The organism is Saxibacter everestensis (assembly GCF_025787225.1).
Taxonomy (GTDB): domain Bacteria; phylum Actinomycetota; class Actinomycetes; order Actinomycetales; family Brevibacteriaceae; genus Saxibacter; species Saxibacter everestensis.
Window position 1 is genome coordinate 1,537,690 of sequence record NZ_CP090958.1, and the last position, 22,206, is coordinate 1,559,895.

Sequence of the window (22,206 nt, forward strand, 5' to 3'; positions counted from 1 at the left end):
GAGCCCTGATGAAAATCGCACTGCTCGGAACCGGATTCGGACAAGCCCACGCTGCGGTATTCGCCACCCGCGACGACGTCGATGTCATCGTATTCGGCCGCACCCCAGCGGCGTTGGAGCGATTCCATGACAGCTACGGCTTTGAGACCACCACCGACCTCGACAGTCTCTACGACGATCCAACGATCGACCTGATCGATATCTGCGTGCCGACCGCGTTGCACGCCGAGCACGTGCTGCGCGGTCTGGCCGCGGGCAAGGACGTCCTGTGCGAACTTCCGCTGGCTTTGACTATGACCGACGCTGGGCGCGTGGCCGAGGCGGCCGCGGCCAGTGATCGGCAGGTATTCGTCGACATGTTCGACCGGTTCAGCCCCGTCAACCAAATTTTGTTCGACGCTGCGCGTTCCGGCACCTACGGCCGGCTGCTGGAGCTCGAGCTCGAATTGCGAACCGCGCTGCGGTGGCCCGGATATGACCTCGGCCTTGATTCAATCGCCCTCGATGTCATGCACGGCGATCTCGATATCGTCTCCCGTGTCCTCGGGGTCCCCAACAGCCTGTCTGCCACCGGAACCCCTGGCGCACAACGCGGCTCGGCCGCCCATGCGATCCTCACCTACCCCGGGGCGGTAGCACGGGTGAGCGCATGCTCGCTCATGCCCGACCCGTACGGGTCCCGCGGTGGTTTCCGCGCCACCTTCACCGACGGCGTCCTCGAACACCGATTCGGTGACGGCCAGGATGCCGATTCTGCGGTCATCGAATACACCGGGACGGGAACCCGCAGCGTGAACGCCGATGGACCCGACAGCTACACTGCGATGATCGACCACGTCCTGGCCTGTTTGCGCGGGGAGGCCTCGAACGAAATTCCTCCGTCGAGCGTGCTCGACACGCTGGCCCTCACTCTCGATATCCACGAGGCAATCCGGCAGGAGCCCCGATGATCCCACCACCGCGGCCCTGCCCGATGGAGCCGTCGTGCCGAAGCCCGGACCGGGCACCTGGCAGGACAAGGGGACGACGCCTACCGCACGACTGGTGACCGTCTGCGCCTGAACCCAGGACGCGCTTAGCTGAACTCAGCTGCGAGCTTTCCCTCACCTGGGTGAGCGAAGGGAGGCCCCCTGGTGTTCGTGGCCAGAGCGCACTGCCTCTGCGGACGAGCGAGGGTGTACGCGGCTGTTGGTGTGCAGGTACTGAGCGACGCCATGCTGAAAGTCGTAAATCGCGACGCTTTGAACGTCCTCAAGGGGACCAACTGGAGGCATCAAGAAATGCGTCTCGCTGATCGGTAGAAGATCGTAGGTGACCCGGTCGGGCAGGCCCATGAAATCCGCGTGCATCGGGTCGAGGCTGAGCGTGAGGAGCAATTTCCCGCAGTTGGCGGTGACTTCGAACGTGGTGCCCGGCCGTTCGTACACGCCGACGTACCGTGACGGGTCGAGGGCGAGCGAGAGATTGGGATTCGGCAACGGTGGAATTGTGCCGGTTCCGAGTTCGGCGAGAATCACGTCGAAGACCTCCTTGTAGAGCGTCTCCCGTTGGCCTCCGTTGGTTAGTAGAACGAGCGCAAGATCATCACCGGGGAGGATGCGCATCCGCGCGTTCTGCCCGATGGTGCTGCCATCGTGCGCATAGACGGTTTTGCCGGACCAGTCGCACACCACAAGGCCGAGCGCCCACTGCGGTCCAAACATATACGGGTCCGGGACAGGCACGCGGGACGTCGTCATCTCGTGGATCGCCGTAGCTGAGAGGACGCGAGCACCGTTCGGCGCCACCCCACCGTCGAGGAAGACCTGCGCGAGCGTGAGCACCTCACGCGCGGTGGACGTCACGTTGCCGCCGGGCCCGTACGAGCGCGGCAGGTATTCGACCGGGGTCGGGATCGGCCCTTCCTCCACCGATCTGATCAGGTGACCGGTGGCGGCGCGGGCCACGTCGACATCGCCACGCCAGCTGTTCGTGCCGGTGAGCCCCATCGGACGGAAGAGACGATCTTTCATGATCACATCCCACGGCTTGCCGTCGATCCTTTCCATGATCCGGGCGAGGATCGCGTAGCCGAGGGCGGCGCTGTACCCGTGGGTGTGACCAAGCGGGCTGACCTGTGGCGCGTCGGCTACCTGGGCGATCATTCGCTCGTAGACATCGTCGCCCTCGCCAGGATCTCCATACGCTTCCTCGATGCCGTTCGTGTGGTTCAGTAGTTGGCGTGAAGTGATCCGCGCGCTTGCCTCAGGGTCCGCGACCCGGAATCCGGGCAGATAAGTGCGTACCGGTTCATCCAGGTGCACCATGCCTTCGTCGACGAGCTGCATGAATGCGAGGGCGGTCCAGGACTTGGTCAATGACCCGCACTGGAAGACCGTGTCGGTGGTCACTGGCTCGCCGGTGCGGACGTCCTTGATCCCGTAAACCAGCTCGGTGACCTCGCCGCCGTGCAGGATGCCGACCGCCGCGCCCGGTGTCGAATGCTCGGTGAGAATCGCCGCAATCCGGTCCTCTACTCGATCCAGTGTCATCTCACGGCCTCATACGGTGAGACCGACCGCATTGACGGCGTCGGCCTCGAAGTACTCGGTGGTCGCAGCAGGGCCGGCGTACCCGTCGAAGAATTCGCGCGCGGCGTCCAGCGAGTCGTGCACGAACACGTTCACTGCTTTCGTGCCGTCGGTGCTGGCGACCGCCAGCACCCACTTCGCGCCCTTCGGAAGACGCCCGTACGCCTTTTTCAATCCGCCCCAGAACAGGTCTCCGTCGGCGACAGTCGAGATTGCTATGACGTGCATGTCGTCCTCCCTTTCGTTTACGATGCATGAAACGCTACGTAGCCTTCACAGATTGTTCAACGTAGTTTCCGTCAGTTTCGCGGATCGTTGCGTGCGACTGCTGCTGAATGCAACGAGTCGTTGCATTCGTGCTGATGAACGAAATGCTGGGAGGCGACATGGCCGGCGACAGGCTCACACTGGAGGAGCGGCGATCGATCGCGGCAGGCATAGTTGAGGGTCTCGGCTACGCCGAGATCGGCAGACGGCTCGGTCGCCCGACGTCGACCATCAGTCGCGAGGTGAGCCGGAATGGCCACGGCCAGTATTCAGCGGACCGGGCAGATGAATCCGCTAGGCATCGTGTGCCGAAGCGCGTGACATCGCCCGCACTGGAGGACTCAAGCGACAAGTCACGCACATTCGTTGGAGAATTCGCCGGACTATTGGCGGCCACAGGCATGCCCAGGATGGCCGCACGCGTATTCACCAGCCTGCTGATATCAGAGGCCGGGAGCCTAACGGCGGCCGACCTGGTGCGCGGACTGCGGGTCAGCCCGGCGGCGGTTTCCAGAGCCATCGGCTACCTCGAGGGCATGAGCCTATTGAGTCGACAGGCCGACCACGGTCGCCGTGAGCGGTATCTCATCGGTGAGGACGTGTGGCTGACGGCATTGCACGCCGACTCGATGGCGCATGCCCGGGTTGCGGATGCGGCGACCCGCGGGATCGCGATATTCGGACCAGAGACTCCCGCCGGTGCCCGCCTCGGGGTGATGGGCCGGTTCTTCGGCGGACTCATCGAGCAGATGCGCGGCAGTGACCTCGCCGATCCGACCGTCCGCGACTCAATGACGGTGCTCGCCGCGCTTGTTCACGCACGGCGATCGCTGATCGCCGATGACCTCGCGGCCGCGCTCGGTTGGACCATGAAGCGCATCCGCGCGGCCCTCACAATGATCGAGGGCAGACCCGCATTGGCCGACCCGTTCATCGTGCGGAGCGTGGGGGAGCGGTACACCGTACAAGCCCGCCCGGACCGCCTCTCCCCGGAGCAGAGGGCCGCGCTACGCGGGACGGACCGCCTACCCGAGTAAGCTCCGTCGACACTCGTATCGCTCTAGTCGACGGTCTGCGGATCAAGTCCGACCGTATTCAAGCCCAATCAGCTCAGAGTCGAGGTCGGTGAGGATGGGTGTTCTCAATCGCCCTGGCGATTCGGCGGCACAACGAGAGTCTTGCCGCAAGCCCCCTGCTGAGCTATAGGTTAGAAGTGGAAAGGGCGCGGCTCCTTTCCACTGTTTCGTCCCTCGCGGACGGATGCCCGGCAAGGGCCGCTGAAACCTTATTCGGGGCCCGATGTCGAGAAACCCCGGCCCGCGTCGTCTCAGTTGCGTACGCGGCCACAATGGTCGCGACGTACCGAAGGAGACAATCATGGCGAAGTACCTGTTGCTCAAGCACTACCGCGGTGGTCCAGCTCCCGTCGTGCCCTTTGACCCTATGGATCAGTGGGCGCCGGGCGAGGTTGATGCGCACGTCCAGTGGATGCGCGATTTCGCGGCCAAATTGGAGGAAACGGGCGAGTACGTGAACGACCAGGCGCTCTCGCCGGAGGGCACGTTCGTCCGCTACGACGGCGAGGGAAGGCCCCCTGTCACCGACGGCCCGTTCGCGGAGACGAAGGACCTTATCGCCGGCTGGCTGATTATCGACGTGGATTCGTACCAGCGAGCCATCGAGGTGGCGGGGGAGTTCTCGGCCGCGCCGGGCCAGGGTGGCAAGCCGATTTGCGAATGGCTGGAGGTACGTCCGTTCTACGGCTCCCCGTCCACCATCGCGGAGTGAACGAAACCCTGCTGCGGGAGCTGATTCCCGCGGTCACCGGTGTCCTCGTCCGTCGCGGCGCCGACTTCGCGACGGCCGAGGACGCCGTGCAGGACGCGCTGCTGCGGGCGCTGGCCACGTGGCCAACGGCGCCGCCGGCGGATCCGAAAGGCTGGTTGATCACTGCCGCCTGGCGCAAGTTTGTGGACGCGACGCGGGCGGAGCGGTCTCGGCTCGCCCGCGAGACCCGGGTCGCGGCCGAGCCGTCACCAGGCGCGACCGAGGGTACGGCCGACACCCTGCAGCTCTACTTCATGTGCGCGCATCCTTCGCTCACGCCGGCCTCCGCCGTTGCGCTCACGCTGCGGGCGCTGGGCGGTCTGACGACGCGCCAGATCGCGGAGGCGTACCTGGTACCCGAGGCAACCATGGCCCAGCGCATCAGCAGGGCCAAGCGAACTGTGTCAGCCGTGCGCTTCGACGAAGTCGGAGACCTGGCCACCGTCCTGCGGGTGCTCTATCTGGTATTCAACGAGGGGTATAGCGGCGAGGTCGACCTCGCAGACGAGGCGATCCGGCTGACCCGCCAGGTGCGGTCGATGATCGACGACGAGGAGGCGTCCGGTCTTCTCGCGCTGATGCTGCTGCACCATGCACGCCGCGCCGCGCGGACGACACCCGGCGGCACCTTGGTCCCGCTGGCCGAACAGGACCGGTCCCGTTGGGACACCGAACTGATTGCCGAGGGTGTGGCGATCCTGCAGGCGGCGTTGGCACGCGACCGCCTCGGCGAGTACCAGGCGCAGGCCGCAATCGCCGCCCTGCATGCCGATGCGCAGACGGTGGACGAGACCGACTGGGTGCAGATCGTGGAGTGGTACGACGAGCTCGACCGACTTGCAGGCAACCCCGTCGTCCGCCTGAACCGCGCCGTCGCGGTGGGTGAGGCGGACGGGGCACACGCCGGCCTGTCCGCACTCGAACAGGCGGACCGGGCGGTTCCCAGGTACCTGGCTGTCGAGGCGTACCTCCGGGAGCGGGCCGGCGATCTGTCCCACGCTGCCCGGCTGTACGGCGAAGCGGCCCGCGCTGCTTCCAACATCGCCGAACGCGATCACCTCATCCGACAGGCGGCTCGGCTGAACGGAGTGGTTCGAGGTTGAGGCGAATTCCTTCGCGGACCGATGTTGAGGTCTCGGTGCCGGCGCCGTCCCCGATATGAACGCGACCAGACGGTGCCGACCCGGAATGCCGCGAGGCACACGAGGGTTACCCGACCTAATGGGCGGAAACATGAGCGATTCATATCGTTTATAAGCATCTTGATACACACGATTGATCGGCGTGATCCGTCGGCTAAATAATCAACAACGCAAACATTTCCTGACGCGCTGGCCTAGTTGGTTCGAATAGACCTGCCAACTATTTTGCCAGCCAGGATCAGTGCAACTGCGATCACCACGGCAGCGACGGCGGTGCCGCCAAAAAAGAGGAGTTCCTGGGCGGGCGAGTACTTTGCGCCCAGGAACCCGGCGAGCGTCGACCCTCCGGCCATAGTAAGAAAATACAGCGCCATCATCTGGTTTTTGTAAGCGAGCGGAGCGAGTCGAGTAGTGGTCGAGATAGCGACTGGCGCCACGATGATTTCGCCAACCGCGAAGATGAACATTCCGAGCAAAGCGATTAGAGCGCTATTTGCCGAGCCTTCCGTCCCTGAGCCGGTTGCGAAAACTGCGTAGCCGATTCCGAGGACGACGATACCAATAGCGATTTTCGTGTACGCCCCAGGTTGCCTGCTTCCGAGACGTGCCCAGACAACGGCAAAGACTGGGGCAAGGATCGCGACGAAGATGCTTGATGAAGTTATGATCCATGCAGGTGGAATGGTAAAGGTTCCCAGGCTGAGATCGACCCGGGTGTCCATATAGACTGCCATGGTGGTTGCGAGCTGTAGGAGCAGCGCCCAGAAGAGCAGTGTTCCTAGAAAAATAGGAATATACGCTATAACTTGCCGCCGCTCTTTCCCGTCAATAGAGCGTGATGACAGAATCACGGCAAAGTATGCGACGCTCGCCACAATGATAAAGGCAGTGATGATACTACTCACATTCTCAAGAGTGATGAGACAGGCAGCCACCGCCAATCCGATGGTTGCAAGGACGAGTAGCGCTATGGCCAGGGCGGGAAGACGTTTTGACTTCGGGAGCGGATTCGGAATTTCCTTGGTAGCGCTCGGCAAGGATTTCCAGCCGAAAATGTATTGAACTATGCCAATCGTCATTCCGACCGCTGCCGCGCCAAAAGCTACGTGGAATCCCGCTTCGACCTGCAAGCCGCCGGTAACCAAGGGACCAAGGAACGCGCCAACAGTAATTCCCATATAGTAAATCGAGTACCCGGAGTCACGACGTAGATCGTTCTTGGAGTACAGATTGCCGACCATCGCGGTGGCATTAACCGCAAGACCGCCTGTACCAACCATGATCAGGATGAGGCCCGCTACCAAACCCGCGGTACCTGGGACAAGGGCCAGCATGATGTGCCCGCACATGATCAGCAAACCACCGCACAGCGCGACTGTACGGGCTGGAACGAGGCGATCTGCAATCCAGGCACCGAGCATCTGGACGGCGTAGACCGCTCCACCATAGGAGCCGGTGATAGCGACGGCTACCGGGGTGGCAAGGCCGAGGCCGCCGTCAGTAAGGCTGTAGTAAAGGTAGTAGGCGAGGACGACCAGCAGGCCGTAGAAGCTGAACCTCTCCCACATCTGCAATCCAGCCAGCGTGAGCAGGCCGCGGGGGTGGCCAAAGAATCTGCCACCGGGTCCTTCTGAAGGAGTGCTAGCGCTCCGCCGACGAGCCCCTTCGGGGGAAACTGTCAGCTCTTCCATGCTTCCCGTTTCGGAGGCGTCGCGGTTATTCGTACCTTCCACCACCCCTGGGCGCGGTTCACCGGTGCTCACCTGTGGCGCCCTTCCGCTTGGTGGCTGGGGCCGGTCCAGGCTGCCGCACGGGAGGCTATCGAATGCAACGCATTGAGATGCTCGATACCGTGGGCGAGCGGAGTGGGTTCACTGGAGAATTTGGCGATCGTGATGTCGGTGCTCGGGTCGAGCCAGAGGTACTGGCCGAAGATGCCCACGGCGTAGAAGCTGCCGTTGCTGTCTCCAGGCACCCACCATTGGTTCTTATAGCTGCCGGGGATAAGTTCGTCATCTTCGGTGGTGTCGAACGTGCCGCCCAGGGCGGTAGAGCGAATCCACTCTTCGGGGATAATCTGGCGCCCGTTGCGCCTGCCGCCGTCGAGGATGAGCCGTCCGAATCGGGCCAGATCATCCAACCGCATACTCATTCCGGCGCATGCATAGGGTGTGCCAAATTCGTCGACAGTTATCAGCGCATCGTCTTCGGCGCCGATCTGCTTCCAGATCCGGTCCTCCAGAAGTCGCGCATAGGGCGCCGCCCCAGCACGTTCTAGCACCCAGGCGAGCACGTCGGTGGTCGCCGAGCAGTATTGGAAGACAGAACCGTGGTCGCTCGAACCTCGAAGACTCTTGAGGAACGCGCGAGTTCCCTCATGGTCGTCGTCTCGTCGGGGCCGCCAGCCGGCAGAGCGATCGCCGGCTTGGACTTCGGAGTCGGGGTTTGTGTACGTCATGTCGAAGTCAGGCGTCGCGGTCATGTCGAGCAGCTGGCTCACCGTCGATCCGCCGTACGAGCTTCCGGCGAGTTCGGGCAGATAGGCCGTTGTCTCCGCAGAGAGATCGAGCCTGCCTTCCGCGACGAGAACGCCCGCTAGCATCCCGCAGAACGATTTCGAAACCGACATGGCGATGTGCCGGGACTCCGGCTTGTTGCCGTTGAAGTAGTCCTCATAGAGGACGTTATCGCCGTGGAGGACACAAATGGCGTCGGTATTGGTCAGCTCAAGGAACTCCCGTAAAGGCGCTTCGCGCCCGCATCCGAGCGGTACCAGATGATCCGACCAATTCGGCTGCGTGTGTGGACGAATCAAGCCACGCCGGGCTTGGCCACTGGCAATCGCAGTGTGTGGCACGAGCCGGTCAACCTGGTGCAGTGAAAGGCGATTATGTGGCGGCTGCAGCCAAGTTTCGAGCGAAATTGTAGTCACAGGGACTCCTATGTCCAGATTGTCTAGGTGGAATGATCGTCCCAAGCACGAAACACCCATGTCCAATGCCTATTGGAGCGTTATGTTGATGCCTTTGAGGCATACTGTGGGGATGGAACTTCGACACCTGCGTTACTTCTTGGCTGTCGTCGAGTACGGCACCGTCACGGCGGCCGCGGAACATTTACGTGTGGCGCAGCCGGCAATATCGCGTCAGCTGCACGCGCTCGAGCGGAACCTTGGGGTTGAGCTTTTTACCCGTAAGGGACCGCGCTTATCGGTCACGTACGCCGGCACGGAGATACTGAAGGTGGCCTCAGATCTCGTGGCGCGCGCGGATCGCGTCGAGATGGTTGCTCGACAGTTGTCCGAAGGAGAGATACCGCAGATCTCGATAGCGGCAGCCGACACCACGATTTCGGAAATTGTGGCACCGTTCGTGGCCACTCTCACCAGCAGTGATGTGTTCGTGACGGTCAAACAGGTGGAATCCGACAAAGTGCACGAGGCAGTTCGTGACACTTGCGATCTCGGAATCTCCGCATCGCGTCCGCCGAGCTGCGGCCTGGACTGGCACCCCTTGACCAGTGTTCCTCTCCGAGCTTATGTGGCTCAGACACATCGATGGGCGAGAGAGCGTTACAAGGAGATTAGCGTCGGCGAGCTACTGCGCGAGGATCTGGTGTTACCGATTCAGAGCGACCCCACGCGCACCGCCCTGGACGACGCCGTCGCCGCCGAAGCTCGTCGATACAGATCGTTCGAGAACGTGCCATCGCCCCGGCTGGCGCAGGCCCTTGCGGCGTCGGGCCGCGGGGTTGGAGTGGCAACTGATCTACCGCGATTCGATGCATACCCTGTCTTCATAGTCAGTTCCACCGGAGAACCGGTGTGCCTGCCGATCCACACGTGTTGGAACCCTGAGCACTATGCGGTCGCATCGGTCCGGGAGTTCGTCTCACGGCTTGAGGTGTTTGCCAGGACCGAAGTCCGAGACGCCGCATGGCGCACCTAGCTAAAGCCGCCGTTCATCGGGGTCTTGGTGTCTGCTGCGCTCAGGGCCCAAGTTTATTGCGGGCGCCAAGGTCCGACTCGCAATGGCCCCTATGGGCAAACCGGAAACCAAAATTGGCGACCTCTGCACCGAACTCGGCATCACCCGCCAAACTCTTTGCCGACACGTCTCGCCATCCGGGGAGATGCGCCCCGACGGCCAAAAGCTGCTGTCTCGCTAGCCCAACGAGAACTACTGCGAACTGTCCCTTCTACGGCTCAAAGGCGACGGGCCGGTGCTGAAAAGGCCGTGCCGATGGCTATTACGAGCAGCCCAATTGCGGCGACCACAATGGCCGTGCCCGTACCTAAGCTGTCACTTATCCAGCCGAAGATGCTGTTGGTAAAGAGGAGCGGCAGCGTCTGCACGAAGACGTTGATTCCCTGGATTCTCGACAGGTACTCATCAGGCACATCAGTCAGAAGGGCTGGAGCCACCCTCGCAATGAAGTGCCCGGTTCCCAAGCCCGCGGCGAGAGTAACAATGCATGCCACTTCAGGCGTTGGGGCCAGGGCGATGGCGAGCATAGCTATGCCGGTGAGGGCCAGACCGCCGAGGGAAGGTATCTGGGTGAGCGCGGAATGCGGGCGGAAAAGAAACAGGAGAGTGCTCAGCAGCAGCCCTGCGCCGTAAGAACCCACGAGGAACCCCGCCGTTACGTCGAGCCAGGCCTGGTCCCGCACGTGGAGAGGTATGAGGAGGCTGGTCAGAGGGAGTACGAAGCCCGTGATGGCCACCAAGAGAATAATGATGATGCGGACCTTAGTGGTGACTATTGCGTATCTGAGACCTTGTCCAACCGAACTAGCGAGGTTTTCCTTGATTGGGGAGCGGGTCACAGGCAGGAGCCGATTGCGGAGAGCAAGAAGGATCAGGAACATCACGGCAAACCCTGCTGCGGCAGCCGCTGCACTGGCCGCGAGCGATGCGGCAACAATTAGTATCCCACCCAACACAGGTCCTGTTACCCCGATGAGTTGGAAGACAATCTGTCGCGCAGCGGAAGCCTGAGCCATAGCAGGTGCGGGCACCAAGTATCTAGGGAATGCTCCGGATGCCGGCCTATAGAAGGCATCGGCAACGCCGACCACCGCACTGACGGTTACAAGGAGCCATAGCGGGGTTCCGACAAGGGAAATCGCGATGACTAACGCGATTGCCAAGACGGCCATAATGCAGTCCGCGAAGACCATCACCGGCCATGCGCCAAACCGGTCAGCAATCGATCCGCCCGGCAAAGACAATATGAGCCTGGGTATGACTCCGGCACTAAGGACCAATCCGGCGGCGCTGCCGCTGATCCCGGTGGCCACCCAAACAAGGCCGAAGGTGAGCACGGCCATTCCGCCCAAGGTCCAAATGACGCCGAATAGCCACCACAGATAGGTGGACGGCATCCGACCTGCTTCACCCGTAAGACGTACTTGAGTCATGATTTATCCCACAGAGACTCCGATAATTGATCTATTTTTTTGGATCAGTAGTGATCTAAAAGAGTAGATCACTTTGGTTGCGGAGTCTATGCTCGATGCATGACCTACGAAGGTGAAGCTGCCAGGGACGCGACGGCGGAAGAGGCTAAAGCGCTAGCGCATCCGGTGCGAATCAGGATTCTGCAAGTCCTGCGGGGCGAATCCAAAACGAACAAGGAAATTGCCGAGGTGCTTGGTACAACGCCTGGGGCGACGCTACATCACATTAACCTGCTTGCTGATCAGGGGTTTATTGAGACGCAAGGAGTGCGCGCTGGCCGTCGGGGGGCGCGTGAAGTCCCATACTCGGCAACGGGCAAAACGACGATCCTTTCGTTCCAAGAGAACACTCCTGCATCCATGAACGTTCGTAGCGCCATCTTGCAGTCAGCCGTGGACTCCTATACTGCGGCATCCGAAACTGATCGTTTCGGTGAGGCATCAATCACCTTGCACCTCACACCAGAAAGGCTTGCTGAGCTCCGGCGAAAGCTTCAGGACCTCGTCACCGAGTACAAAGACGATCCAACGACTCAAGCAACAAATAAGTACGGCTTCTTTGGGGCCGCATACCGCCACAAGACGTTGTAGGGCCGCGCCCGTTTCAACGGAGTGAAGGGGCCATCAGAGCGGCGCTGGCACTCCGGGGTCGGCCGCGCCCCAATGTAGAACCAACTGCTGCGTGAGATGTTCGGTCAGATCATCACCAAGGCGACGCCGGTCGCTGAACGCGGCGCCGCATGGCGGGCCGCCGAGCAGGCCTGACTGTCGTTCCCCATCGGCTCCACGCGCGCCGTCCAGCGCCACCACAACGGCCCATCGAGCACACCCGAGGCACGGATCACGCGAACGTCCGGCCGCGGACCCAGCGGGTTAGAGGGGAGATGAGCAGCGTGATCGGTTACGCCCGCGTGAGCAGACCCCGAGGCGCAGGAGGTCGAGTTGCGCGGAGCCGGCGCGGTTCGCGTGTTTGTCGACCACGGAGCGTTAAGTCGCATCCCCGACCGGCCGCAGTAGAATGTGTGCCTGGACTAACTGCGCGAGGGTGACATGCTCGTTATCCGTGCGCTCGATCGCATCGCGGGGAGTGAGCGGATGGCCATTTAGCTGATCTGTGATCTCGGTCGGCGCGGCGTGAGACTGCGCAGCCTCACTGAGCCCTCCTCGACGTCGACACATCGACGCCGATTGGGGAGGCCATCGTCGGCCTCGCATACGCCAACTGGCTTACCGGCGGTCGTTCGTCCGTGATGACCCCGAGCGCACCCGCCGCCGCGGTGCAGATGCACGCGAGCGGACACATCATCGTGCGTATCGCGAAAGTGCTCGGAGTTGGTACGACAACAGGTCTGCGCAGCTGGACGTCGGCATGGCGAAAGCCGTCAGTTAGGCACTAGGAAGGGCTTGCCACAAAGGCGCGGACTCCGCGGGAGAGGGCTCGAATGATTCATCTGATGAGATACGCAGAGTTTTACTTAACATAATGTCCATTATCGGCGCGTTATCGGAGGACTGGGTTTGGCGCTGATCTGCGGCCTGGTGGACAAGTTTCGCGGCGTCGACTGCCAGTGAGTCGCCGGCCAGACTGCTTGTTGGTTCGCAAACCTGGCTAATTCCACCATCCTCGATCTCACTGCCGCTGAGCGGCCAACCACGTAGAGCTTCTTGCTGAGTATCGGGAGTTCCTGATTGAATCTCGGGTGTCAGGCAGACTGGGTTCTGTTCCGAGGCCACCTCGAGCGTCGTGCTTGCGAAGCGCCGAATGGCATTGGTTATGTTAACCAGCCGAAATTCGTCGCCCACGGCGTGATCGACAGTTTTGTTGCCTCTAGTGAGAGTAGCCGTGGTGTCGAAGAAGGTCGCAGATCTAGGTCATAACCCGGTCGGCCACGACCTGGATGCTGCCCGTCCCGTCAGAATGGGCAGTCCATACCGCTACTCCCCCGCTACCTCGAACGACATGCGGTCGATTCAGTTACCGCGGTGCCGAAACATCGAAGCCACGCCTGACTTCCTGATATGAATTACCCGGCGCGCAACCTCTGAACCCGCCGCACGTCGGTCAGATACGAGCTTGCGGATTCGTCCTCCGGATTTCAAACTGTTCTCGTGCCTAGTTGCGGGCGCACGTCTGGGTTTTCGGCGGCAGCAGTGCAGAAGGAGTGCCAAACATGATCCTCCCGAAGGTCCAGGACCCTCGCTTCGTGACGATCCGCCGCGGTGGGACTCTGACCGATTCGAACCACCAGCTCCTCGCCCTTTGGGCTGCCTCGTGCGCGGAGCACGTTCTTGGCCTCTTCGAGTCGGCTCAGCCCGAGGATCGTCGACCTCGTCAGGCGATTGAGCATGCCCGGGCCTGGGTGCTTGGCGAGGTGAAGATGATGCAGGCTCGCGCCGCAGGCGGTCATGCAATGGGCGCGGCCCGAGACCTGCGTGGAGCAGCACGACATGCCGCTTACGCCGCTGGCCAAGCCGGAGCCGTGGCCCACGTCGCCGCGCACGAGCTCGGCGCAGCCGCCTATGCGATCAAGGCCGCACGCGCTGCCGCACCGGAAGGCGAACGCGAGACCGCGGGGCGACTCGAGTGCCAATGGCAGCGTGACCAACTCCCGGAAGCGATTCGCGAGCTTGTACTTGATGACCAGGCGCTGCGGAACGACATCTGCTGGTCTGTGTTCGACTGCTGAGCGAGCGTATTGCACCCGCAGGTAGCTCCCTCTCCCGTGGCTCGCACTTTCGCGGGGCTCCCCTCCCCCGTGGCTGGCCCTTTCGCGTGGCGCCTGACGGTTGGGGTGACGCTGAGCACGAGTGTCCCCTGGCCGTGCGTCAATGACGTCCTCCACGGAAGCCACGGGTCAGCTGGAGAGTCTCCACCGACATCATTGTGGTAAACCTGCCAATCATGGTGATGATTCGAGCAGCGCACCCGAGAGACACTGGAGCGCTGGCTGACCTGGCTCGCACCGCTTACGCGCGCTACGTGGAGCGCATGGGCACGGAACCGGCCCCTATGCAGGCGGACTATGCGTCACTGGTCGATGCTGGTCAGGTCTGGGTGGCAGAGCACGACGGTGATCTTGTGGGACTACTCGTCCTCAAGCTGGAGCATGACCACCTGCTGCTCGACAATGTCGCCGTCTCACCCGATGCTCAGGGATTGGGCATCGGCGCGCAATTGTTGGCCTTCGCCGAGGAGCAGGCGCGAGAACACTGTCTGGCCGAGGTGCGGCTCTACACCAACGAGGCAATGACTGAGAACCTTGCCTACTATCCCCGGCATGGGTTTATCGAGACCCATCGCGGTACCGACCATGGCTACCGACGCGTGTTCTTCAGCAAGTACCTCTGATCCAACTCAATCACCTGATCCGGCGTTGACGCGACGCGCTACCGCATCTCGGATACGTTGCCCGCTCACCGTTTGGGCGACAAAAAAGGAGAGCACGCAGCTCCCCTCTCCATCTTCAGAATATAGCCAACCAGGGGGCTTGCCGCAAGGCCCGGGTCGTGGTTCAGAATTGGCTCTCCGAAGCCAAATTTCTTTCCGATCCGGAGCAAAGAAATGCGTGTGTTGTTGTTGACTTACCGGGCCCACGGGGCTTCTCTATCCGCGGCGATTACGTGAACCCGATAACTAAAGGCGATGACGTGAACCCGATAACTACCAGCGCGTTTGATCTGCCCGAGCGCCTTGCCGCCAAGGCCGACCCTGCACTGATCTCAGGTGACGAGCAGCACTTCGGGGCTATAGCGGAGAGCCTTGAGCAGCAGATCGCCGAGCTGTCAGCCCGGATCGATGTCCAGCGCAGGTCCCCCGGCGGCTCGGGCCAGGAGGCACTGGATCGAGACCTGGAGATCCACCGGCTCACCGCACGACTGCGCCTGCTGCGTCGCTTCGGCCTGGACCTGTGCCTCGGCCGCATGGTCCAGGCAGACAATCCGGTGCCCGTGTACGTGGGACGCCTCGGCCTGACCGACAGTGCAGGCCGTCGGCTGCTGACCGACTGGCGTACGCCCGCAGCCGAGCCGTTCTTCGGTGCGACCCACGCCAACCCAATGGGGTTGTCGAGTCGCCGCAGATATCGCTGGACCCGGGGGCGAATCAGCGACTACTGGGACGAGGTCTTCACTCCAGACGGCCTGAAAGGGCACGCCGCACTCGACGATCAGTCCGCCTTCATCGCCAGCCTCGGCAGCAGCCGCTCACCCCGGATGCGGGACGTGCTCGGCACCATCCAAGCCGACCAGGACGCCATCATCCGCTCGAGCTCCCAGGGCGCCCTCGTCGTCGATGGCGGTCCGGGCACCGGGAAGACTGTCGTCGCGCTGCACCGAGCCGCGTACCTCATCTATTCCGACCCTCGCCTCAGGGACGGCCGGGGTGGCGTGCTGTTCGTTGGACCGCATCAGCCATACCTGGCCTACGTCGCCGACGTTCTGCCCAGCCTTGGCGAGGAGGGTGTGCAGACTTGCACCCTGCGGGACCTGGTCCCCGAGGGCGCCACGGCTGGAAACGAGACCGACCCGGAAGCCGCCCTCCTGAAGTCGGACGCACGCCTGGTGGCGGCGGTCGAGCCGGCTGTCAGATTCTATGAGGAGCCTCCTGCGGAGGGCCTGTTGGTCGAGACCGATTGGGCGGACGTCTGGCTCAGCGCCACCGAATGGGCCGAGGCGTTCGACGCACCGGAACCGGGTACTCCGCATAACGAGGCACGTGATCAGGTCTGGAAGGAGCTGCTGTCAATCCTGATCGACAAGCACAATGACGATGATGTGCCGACTGAGCTCCTCCGAAAATCGCTCCTGCAGAACCAAGAGCTGGCCGGCATCTTCAAGCGGGCGTGGCCGTTGCTCGAGCCGACCGATCTCGTCGGAGACCTGTGGTCGGTACCCGCCTACCTACGGATGTGCGCTCCCTGGCTCGCCGCCGATGAGGTTCGGAACCTGCAGCGAGCGGACGCTCAGGCATGGACGGTGTCCGACCTGCCGATCCTTGACGCCGCCCGGCAGCGGCTCGGAGACCCGGAGGCAAGCCGACGCGCACGTCGGCACGAGGCCGCTGTCGCCGCCGAACGTGCGCGGATGGCGGACATCGTCGATGACCTGATCGCCGCCGACGACTCCACGCTGGGGGTGATGCACATGCTGCGCGGCCAGGACCTGCAGGCTGCTCTGGTCAACGACGCCTCTCCGACTGACGCCGACCCGGACCTGGGGGCACCTCCCGCTTGCGGGGGACTCGCCGGCCCGTTCGCACACGTCATCGTGGACGAAGCTCAGGAACTGACCGACGCCCAGTGGCAGATGTTGCTGGTCCGCTGCCCGTCCCGGAGCTTCACCATCGTCGGGGACCGTGCTCAGGCAAGGCACGGGTTCACGGAGTCGTGGCAGGAACGGCTGAGAAGGATAGGGTTAGACCACATCGACCTCGCCGCGCTGAGCATCAACTACCGGACGCCGGAAGAGGTGATGGCCGAAGCCGAACCAGTTATCCGGGAGGCGCTCCCGGACGTCAACGTGCCGATCTCCATCCGTCGCAGCGGCGTCCCAGTCGTACACGGACGGACGTCCGAGCTGCAGTCGATCCTCGATACCTGGCTCGTCGCACATGCCGACGGGATCGCTTGCGTGATCGGCAACCCAACATTCCAGGCGACACCTCGCGTCCGGTCGCTGGTCCCGGAAAATGCCAAAGGCCTTGAGTTTGACCTCGTCGTGCTCGTCGACCCGGAAGCGTTCGGAACGGGGATTGAAGGAGCGGTCGACCGCTACGTCGCGATGACCCGCGCGACCCAGCAACTCGTCATCCTCACAAGTACCTGAGGCAGGCCAGTCCTCGACGAGCTCGTGCCTCGACACGGAGCTGTTTCCTCGAACAGATTTGCCGCGGAGGTTCGCCAACTGACCCGACACGAGAGTGAATCCGGCAGATGATCGTAGGGCTTAAAAGACCTACCGCTCCCCCCGGCCGACGGTAAATCCGCGTATTGTTTATCCAGTTCTATAATCAGCCGATGACGCATTTTGAAGTAACCGTCGACGAAGAACACTTCACCGTCAAATCTCGTTCCGGTCCGCGAGGCACCTACGATTTCGGCTGGATCAACGGACCTGTGGCCGGTTACGGATTCTCGACGAGTACCAGCGATGGCCATAGGATTCCCCGGGAAGATCTAATTGAATCAATTAGAAACTTTCTTGAGGTGTTCTACGGCCCGGGTGGGATAGGAGAAGAGGACTTCCCTGAACATGTCCCAGCGGCAATCCGGCGACGCAATCGCTCGTCGTAGCTTCATTCAGCAGCGCCAATCCAACGATCGATGTCCCGAGGCGTTCGTGCAGCCGGAATCAGGGCACGCCCGTAAATGATGAGCGGGATCAGGTGTTCAGTTGGCAGACTGGGGTGATGAACTCCCAGCTCAACGATCTCCCTGTCCCAGGAAACCAGAACTCTGGAACCACCGCGACCCAAGCGGCCGATTGGATCACGACACCGATAACTGCCGACATCCTGCGGGGCGCGCTCGAACTTGAGCAGACCGAGCGCGGTGTGCTTCCGCACCGCCTGCCTGCTTGGGCGCGAAAGCAGATATCCGATGGGCAACTGGCCATGGCCGAGGCGCAGCCCTCCGGCGTCCGGCTGGTGTTCCGCACCCGCGCCACCGCCATCGAACTGGAGGTTCTGCCAACCAAGAATGTTTACGAAGGCGCTCCCCCGCGCCCCGAAGGCGTGTGCGACCTGCTCGTCGACGGCCGGCTCGCCGGTCAGGCCACCGCGCCTGGCGGCAATGTCCTGGCCATTGACATGACCAACGGCACTATGGTCACTCGACCGGGACCGACCGGCACTGTTCGCTTCTCAGGTCTGTCCTCCGAGATGAAGGACGTCGAGATCTGGCTGACGTTCCGTGAGATTACCGAGCTCGTGGCGCTGCGCACGAATGCGCCGGTCGAGGCGGCGCTGGAGCGCGGGCGCCGGGTGTGGTTGCACCACGGCAGTTCGATCAGCCACGGTTCCGATACCGACAGTCCGACCTCAACCTGGCCGGCCCTGGCTGCCGCGGCAGGCGGCGTCGAGCTGATCAACCTGGGCTTTGGCGGCGGCGCCCTGCTCGACCCATTCGTCGCCCGCGCACTAAGAGACACGCCGGCGGACCTGATCAGCGTCAAGCTCGGCATCAACCTGGTAAATGCCGACCTGATGAGGCTTCGGGCATTCGGGCCCGCAGTGCATGGTTTTCTGGACACGATCCGCGAGGGGCATCCCACCGTGCCGTTGCTTGTTGTCTCGTCGGTGCTGTGCCCAATCCACGAGCGCACTCCCGGCCCGGCCTTCCCGGACTTCAGCTCCGGGAAGGTGCAGTTCCGCGCCACCGGCGACGCCTCGGATCCCACCCAGCTGACCCTAAGTGTGATCAGGGAGCAGCTCGCCGCCATCGTTGCGCAGCGGTCGGACGACGATCCGAATCTGTACTATCTGGACGGCCGGGAGCTCTACGGCGAGCAGGACTTCGCCGAACTGCCGCTGCCTGACCAGCTGCACCCGGACGCCGCTGCGCACCGTCGGATCGGCGAACGCTTCGCGCGGCTTGCTTTCGGCGACGGCACCCCGTTCGCGGCAGACGTGGCCTGAGGCGCTTTCGTGCCCGCACGCATTCCTGCCGACTGCGACTGCGGCATGACAGCGCTGGCGAGAACCGGGAACACGATGTTTCGAACCGGTCGTCCGGGCACGAACAGAGGAGCCTGCTGATATGGAGCTTGCCGAAGTCGCGGATGAGCTCTACGCGCTGCTACCCGAAGAGTTCACCGCCACCCGCAACGAGCGAGCCAAGGCCGCACGCGCAGCAGGAGACAAGGAACTCGTGCAGCAGATCCGGGGCCTGCCGAAACCCTCGAAGGACGCGTGGGTGGTCAACATGCTCTCGCGTCGTCGTGCGGAGGACATTGCACGCGTACTCGAGCTCGGCGCCACATTCCGGGAAGCCCAACAGGACGCCGACCGGGACGAACTGCGGGAGCTGAACCGGCAGCGGAACCAGTTAGTTGGTGCCCTGGCCAAGCAGGCGCGCCGACTGGCAGGCGAACTCGGACATGATCTCAGCGAAACGACAGTGACGGACGTCGAACAAACGTTGCGAGCCGCGATAACGGACTCCGCGGCGGCAACAGCGGTCCGCAGCGGGTGGCTGACACGGACGCTGTCCGCCACCGGCCTGGAGCCCGTGGATCTCTCCGGATCCGTTGCCCTGCCGGAGATGATCGGGCCGCTTTCCGGAACCGCAGAATCGAAGGCGGCCTCACGTCGGGGCAATGACAAGAAGTCCGGAGCCCGCAAGAGCGTCCAGCAGAAGAAACACAGCCGGGCCGAAGCCGAGCGGAAGGACGCCGAGAGGCAGAAGGCAGCCCGGCGCGAGGCAGAGCACGCCGAGCGGGAGGCGGAACGGCTGTCCGCGGATGGCCTGGAAGCCGAACGAAGGATCGAAGACACTGCCGCGCGTCGAGATCGGCTGACAGGCGAGCTCGACGATCTTCGGGACCGAATTCGCGACGTCGAACGCGACATCGAGACGGTCGAGCGGGATCTGCGTTCAGCTGAGCAGGAACGGAAGCGGATTCGCCGTGATGAGACCGAGGCGCTGAGCAAGGCGGAACGGGCGCGTGAGCGGGCGGAGCAGCCTCCGGAGAACTAGGGAACCGGAGAAAGGAGAAGCGCCAGCCGCGAAACTCGCGGTAATTTTGCCGGCGTGATGCAGGAGAACTGATGCAGGCAAAACAGATGCAGACCGGAGTTTCGGGGGCTAGTTGAAGGCGAGCTTTTGCCTGTCATGCTCCATGCGGGAGGCGGCCACGTCATCCATGTTCTCCTCGGCCCATTCCTTCATTTCAAATACGATGCGGAGAAGCGAGTGTCCGCGGGGCGTGAGCTCGTAATCTGTGCGCACGGGAACTGACGCCGTGACGCGCCGGGAAACCAGGCCGTCACGTTCCAGCGAACGTAGCGTGGAAGTGAGCATCTTCTGGCTGGCACCCGGAATCTTCTTGCGGAGGTCACTGTGGCGCTGCTGCCCATCCATCAAGGCGAGCATTACCAGCGCCACCCATTTGCTGCTGATGGCCTCTAGCAGCTGGCGTGCCGGGCAAAGGTCCAATAAGGCATTGTATTGCTGCTGTGCTGCCTGACGCTTCTTTTCAGCCGTGAGGGTCATTTCCCCAATACTCTTCTCATTCAATCGGTTCGTGGAGCCCAGCATACTTTGGGGGTGATATTACAGCGGCTTGGCGTTCCACACCTGCGCCGGGTTGTTCCACAGGAAGAAATCCTACGGCCCCTTTGGCGGGTTCGAAGACCTTGCTTGGAAGGCACCTTGAAGTGCCCTGGGCAGTAAATAGTGCCTTCTTACGCAGCGTGGAAGTCTAGGTCAGGATCGAAAACGGGGCACAAAGTGCTCCGTTAGCAGATCTTTGAAAGGAAGCCCCATGCCTACGATTCTCCACGTCAATGCCTCTCCCCGTTATGCCAATAGCGACTCCTTGCGGTTGGCCCGGCATTTCATCGATTCCGTCCAGGCTGCCGGTGCTCAGAGTTTCGACCTGGAGACTCTGGACCTGTTCAGCGATGGCGCGCTGCCCGTTTTCGGCCGTACTGCAGCGGCTGCCAAGATGGCTGTTTTCTCCGGCCAGGAACAGACGCCGGAGCAGGTCGCCGCGTGGGAATCAGCCCGTGCAGTCTTCGACCAGTTCGCTGCTGCCGATGCCTACGTCTTTAACATCCCGATGTGGAATGCAGGTGTTCCCTACGTCCTGAAGCAGTGGATCGACATCATTACCCAGCCTGGTTGGAGCTTTGGTTTCGACCCGGAAAAGGGCTATCGCGGCCTGCTGGAGGGCAAACAGGCTCTCGCCATCCATACCAGCGGTGTTTACGCCCCTGGCGTTCCGGCCGCCTTCGGTTCTGATTTCAGCAGCACATTCTTCGCTGACTGGCTGAACTTCGTGGGCATCGAGGATGCGATTCATGTCCGTTTCGCCCCGACTGTCCTCAACGGCGATGTTGACGGCACGCGCAAGGTTGCCGAGGCTGAGCTCACCGACGCAGCCGTCGGGTTTGCCGGCCAGCTCAGCGCAGCTGGCGCCCTCCAGCTCGTCAACGACTGAGAGGCGGAAATAGCCGCCTGCTCACGCGTGGCGGTAGCCGGCGGGCCAGCACATCTCGGCAGCCGCCGGCAGTTGGCTCCCGACGCCGGCTACCGTCCGCGATCGGCAGCTTCGAAATCAGTGGTGGCGGTCGAAGATTCTTCGACCAGCCGTTCGATGTAGGAGACGGCTGCCTGAATGCCCATCTCCAGGCCGGAAGTAACCCGGTCGGGAGTGCGGGTCATGGCGACAGCCCGGTGAAGGTTGGGTTGCCCTTCCGCGGTTGTGTCCCATAACGGTTCTGGGGAGCCGGCATCGATCGCAGAGCCGAACACCAGAGAGTCGAGCATCGAGATGACTCCCAGGTGCTGGTCCTCGGGGATGGCAGCCTCGCTCAGGATTGAAGCCAGGGCCTCGTAGATGGCGAGGGTCGGGGCGTCGTCAACGGATTGGCCGATCAGGATGGGGATGGCGGCGGGATTTTGCGCGACGGCTTCCCGGTAGGCCCGAACCCAGGCCGCGAGCTTCGATTGCCAGCTCGGACTGCGTGTCTGCAGTGAACGCAAGTCGATATTCTTGTAGATCCTCTCGCGGAGCGCGTTGATGATCTCGTCCTTGCCGCCGCTGATGTGGTGGTACAGCGAAGAGGGATTGACGCCCAGGTGCTTGCCGATGCCGACGATGGTGAAGTCGTGCTGCGTTCTGATCAGTTCCAGGGCTGCATCCAGAATGATCTCGCGCGACAAGAGTTGGGTTCGAGGCCTGGCCATGTACCGAGTATTGCAGTCCGCGGGCAGTGGGCCGC

Annotated in this window: 20 protein-coding genes; 13 read left to right on the top strand and 7 right to left on the bottom strand. The window is 62.5% G+C overall.

What is annotated here, in order from left to right; genetic code table 11:
• Nucleotides 1-8 precede the first annotated feature (8 nt).
• On the top strand, nucleotides 9-950 hold the full coding sequence (locus LWF01_RS07395) for a Gfo/Idh/MocA family oxidoreductase (RefSeq protein WP_349640393.1): 942 nt from the start codon (nucleotides 9-11) through the stop codon (nucleotides 948-950).
• A gap of 153 nt (nucleotides 951-1,103) precedes the next feature.
• On the opposite strand, the gene LWF01_RS07400 is transcribed toward LWF01_RS07395, so the two are convergent.
• On the bottom strand, nucleotides 1,104-2,531 hold the full coding sequence (locus LWF01_RS07400) for a serine hydrolase domain-containing protein (RefSeq protein WP_349640394.1): 1,428 nt from the start codon (nucleotides 2,529-2,531) through the stop codon (nucleotides 1,104-1,106).
• Nucleotides 2,532-2,540: 9 nt separating this feature from the next.
• Nucleotides 2,541-2,798 (bottom strand): hypothetical protein, encoded by a 258-nt coding sequence (locus LWF01_RS07405; protein ID WP_349640395.1) that lies wholly within the window; start codon nucleotides 2,796-2,798, stop codon nucleotides 2,541-2,543.
• A gap of 107 nt (nucleotides 2,799-2,905) precedes the next feature.
• Between LWF01_RS07405 and LWF01_RS07410 the strand changes: the two genes are divergently transcribed.
• The 3 genes from LWF01_RS07410 to LWF01_RS07420 all read left to right on the top strand — a co-directional run bounded on the left by LWF01_RS07410 (nucleotide 2,906) and on the right by LWF01_RS07420 (nucleotide 5,767).
• On the top strand, nucleotides 2,906-3,874 hold the full coding sequence (locus LWF01_RS07410; RefSeq protein WP_349640396.1) for a GbsR/MarR family transcriptional regulator: 969 nt from the start codon (nucleotides 2,906-2,908) through the stop codon (nucleotides 3,872-3,874).
• 340 nt (nucleotides 3,875-4,214) lie between these two features.
• Entirely contained in the window at nucleotides 4,215-4,625 is a 411-nt protein-coding gene (locus LWF01_RS07415; RefSeq protein WP_349640397.1) for a YciI family protein, read from the top strand.
• Nucleotides 4,622-5,767: an RNA polymerase sigma factor gene (locus tag LWF01_RS07420; protein ID WP_349640398.1), complete on the top strand. Its 1,146-nt coding sequence runs from the start codon at nucleotides 4,622-4,624 to the stop codon at nucleotides 5,765-5,767. The genes LWF01_RS07415 and LWF01_RS07420 overlap by 4 nt, the downstream gene beginning before the upstream one ends.
• 233 nt (nucleotides 5,768-6,000) lie before the next feature.
• Here the strand turns inward: LWF01_RS07420 and LWF01_RS07425 are convergent, their stop codons facing one another.
• Together LWF01_RS07425 and LWF01_RS07430 are read right to left on the bottom strand one after the other, a co-directional pair.
• On the bottom strand, nucleotides 6,001-7,569 hold the full coding sequence (locus LWF01_RS07425; RefSeq protein WP_349640399.1) for a peptide MFS transporter: 1,569 nt from the start codon (nucleotides 7,567-7,569) through the stop codon (nucleotides 6,001-6,003).
• Nucleotides 7,566-8,738, bottom strand: coding sequence for a serine hydrolase domain-containing protein (locus tag LWF01_RS07430; RefSeq protein WP_349640400.1), 1,173 nt, complete (start codon nucleotides 8,736-8,738; stop codon nucleotides 7,566-7,568). Before LWF01_RS07430 ends, LWF01_RS07425 begins: the two co-directional genes overlap by 4 nt.
• Before the next feature lie 112 nt (nucleotides 8,739-8,850).
• On the opposite strand from LWF01_RS07430, the gene LWF01_RS07435 reads away from it, so the two are divergent.
• Entirely contained in the window at nucleotides 8,851-9,753 is a 903-nt protein-coding gene (locus LWF01_RS07435; RefSeq protein WP_349640401.1) for a LysR family transcriptional regulator, read from the top strand.
• A gap of 257 nt (nucleotides 9,754-10,010) precedes the next feature.
• On the opposite strand, the gene LWF01_RS07440 is transcribed toward LWF01_RS07435, so the two are convergent.
• Nucleotides 10,011-11,225, bottom strand: coding sequence for an MFS transporter (locus tag LWF01_RS07440; RefSeq protein WP_349640402.1), 1,215 nt, complete (start codon nucleotides 11,223-11,225; stop codon nucleotides 10,011-10,013).
• Between the two features lie 99 nt (nucleotides 11,226-11,324).
• Between LWF01_RS07440 and LWF01_RS07445 the strand changes: the two genes are divergently transcribed.
• From LWF01_RS07445 to LWF01_RS07475, 7 genes are all read left to right on the top strand, one after another.
• Nucleotides 11,325-11,855, top strand: a complete 531-nt coding sequence (locus tag LWF01_RS07445; protein WP_349640403.1) for an ArsR/SmtB family transcription factor — start codon at nucleotides 11,325-11,327, stop codon at nucleotides 11,853-11,855.
• A 1,580-nt stretch (nucleotides 11,856-13,435) separates the two neighbouring features.
• Nucleotides 13,436-13,951 carry a putative immunity protein gene (locus tag LWF01_RS07450; RefSeq protein ID WP_349640404.1) on the top strand — a complete coding sequence of 172 codons (516 nt, stop codon included), beginning with the start codon at nucleotides 13,436-13,438 and terminating at the stop codon, nucleotides 13,949-13,951.
• Nucleotides 13,952-14,166: 215 nt separating this feature from the next.
• Entirely contained in the window at nucleotides 14,167-14,613 is a 447-nt protein-coding gene (locus LWF01_RS07455; RefSeq protein ID WP_349640405.1) for a GNAT family N-acetyltransferase, read from the top strand.
• A 299-nt stretch (nucleotides 14,614-14,912) separates the two neighbouring features.
• Nucleotides 14,913-17,087: an RNA polymerase recycling motor ATPase HelR gene (gene helR / locus LWF01_RS07460; protein WP_349640406.1), complete on the top strand. Its 2,175-nt coding sequence runs from the start codon at nucleotides 14,913-14,915 to the stop codon at nucleotides 17,085-17,087.
• Between the two features lie 191 nt (nucleotides 17,088-17,278).
• Nucleotides 17,279-17,554, top strand: a complete 276-nt coding sequence (locus LWF01_RS07465; RefSeq protein ID WP_349640407.1) for a hypothetical protein — start codon at nucleotides 17,279-17,281, stop codon at nucleotides 17,552-17,554.
• A 116-nt stretch (nucleotides 17,555-17,670) separates the two neighbouring features.
• Complete coding sequence (locus tag LWF01_RS07470) at nucleotides 17,671-18,897, top strand: GDSL-type esterase/lipase family protein (protein WP_349640408.1); 1,227 nt, start codon at nucleotides 17,671-17,673, stop codon at nucleotides 18,895-18,897.
• Between the two features lie 121 nt (nucleotides 18,898-19,018).
• Entirely contained in the window at nucleotides 19,019-19,957 is a 939-nt protein-coding gene (locus tag LWF01_RS07475) for a coiled-coil domain-containing protein (protein ID WP_349640409.1), read from the top strand.
• A gap of 108 nt (nucleotides 19,958-20,065) precedes the next feature.
• On the opposite strand, the gene LWF01_RS07480 is transcribed toward LWF01_RS07475, so the two are convergent.
• Nucleotides 20,066-20,473: a winged helix-turn-helix transcriptional regulator gene (locus LWF01_RS07480; protein ID WP_349640410.1), complete on the bottom strand. Its 408-nt coding sequence runs from the start codon at nucleotides 20,471-20,473 to the stop codon at nucleotides 20,066-20,068.
• Between the two features lie 271 nt (nucleotides 20,474-20,744).
• On the opposite strand from LWF01_RS07480, the gene LWF01_RS07485 reads away from it, so the two are divergent.
• Nucleotides 20,745-21,422 (top strand): FMN-dependent NADH-azoreductase, encoded by a 678-nt coding sequence (locus LWF01_RS07485; protein WP_349640411.1) that lies wholly within the window; start codon nucleotides 20,745-20,747, stop codon nucleotides 21,420-21,422.
• Nucleotides 21,423-21,511: 89 nt separating this feature from the next.
• On the opposite strand, the gene LWF01_RS07490 is transcribed toward LWF01_RS07485, so the two are convergent.
• The gene (locus LWF01_RS07490; protein WP_349640412.1) at nucleotides 21,512-22,171 is read right to left on the bottom strand and encodes a TetR/AcrR family transcriptional regulator; all 660 of its coding nucleotides are present in this window, start codon (nucleotides 22,169-22,171) and stop codon (nucleotides 21,512-21,514) included.
• Nucleotides 22,172-22,206 lie beyond the last annotated feature (35 nt).